This window comes from Candidatus Phytoplasma sp. AldY-WA1 (assembly GCF_020312115.2).
Lineage (GTDB): Bacteria > Bacillota_I > Bacilli_A > Acholeplasmatales > Acholeplasmataceae > Phytoplasma > Phytoplasma vitis.
Genome location: NZ_JAHRHX020000127.1, coordinates 1 through 999 on the forward strand (window position 1 = coordinate 1; position 999 = coordinate 999).

Here is a 999-nt window from a genome sequence, read left to right on the forward strand (position 1 = left end):
AAGTGGATATACTTTAAAAGAATTAAAAGAAGCCGGATTTGATTTAGATCAATTCAAAGATGCCGGATATAAAGTAATAGAATTAAAAGACGCTGGATTTACTTTAAAAGAATTAAAAGACGCTGGATTTAATTTAAAAGAATTAAAAGAAGTCGGATTTTATTTAGATCAATTAAAAGATGCCGGATATAAAGCAATAGAATTAAAAGACGCTGGATTTAATTTAAAAGAATTAAAAGACGCTGGATTTAATTTAAAAGAATTAAAAGAAGTCGGATTTGATTTAGATCAATTAAAAGATGCCGGATATAAAGCAATAGAATTAAAAGACGCTGGATTTACTTTAAAAGAATTAAAAACAAACGAAGAAAAAACTATTTATGATTTTATTACAGATGCAATTGAAGAAATAGATACAATATGCGAAACATATAAAGAAAAATATAATACGTTAAAAATAAAAATTGCAGCAATTAATACCAAAATTAATAAACAAACTGCCAACTTAGACAAAACGATATATGAAGAAAAATTAATTAATGATTTTATAGAAGATAATAAAAAATTAATTGAAATCGCAGAACAAAATTTAAAAAACGAACAAACAATAGCAGAATATCTTAAAAAAGATGTAAAATCATTAACAGAAGAAAAAAAACAAGAACTTTTAACAAAAAGTATAGATGCTATATTTGAAAAAAACTTAAAACAACGCGACGAAATAAACCAAAAAAAAGCTGATTTAGCAAATCAAAAAGACAATATTGAACGTATTGAAAAATATATTAAATCTTTAAAAGAAATTAATGATAATTATGAAACCGAAATGAAAAAAAATTTAGGTAGTGAAGAAACAAAAAATCTTATATTAAAAATAAACCAAGAACAAGTAGCTAGATATGAAGAAGAATTGAAAGAGACGAAAGCATCTCAAACAGAATTAGAAGATAAAATTAATTTTTATACATTTTTAATTGTTTCACTTGATGAAGCGAAAAA

At 23.4% G+C, this 999-nt stretch carries 1 pseudogene; it reads left to right on the plus strand.

Features of this window, described 5'->3' with window-relative positions:
• Nucleotides 1-999, plus strand: a pseudogene (locus KTO59_RS04410) (pentapeptide repeat-containing protein); the annotation flags it as partial.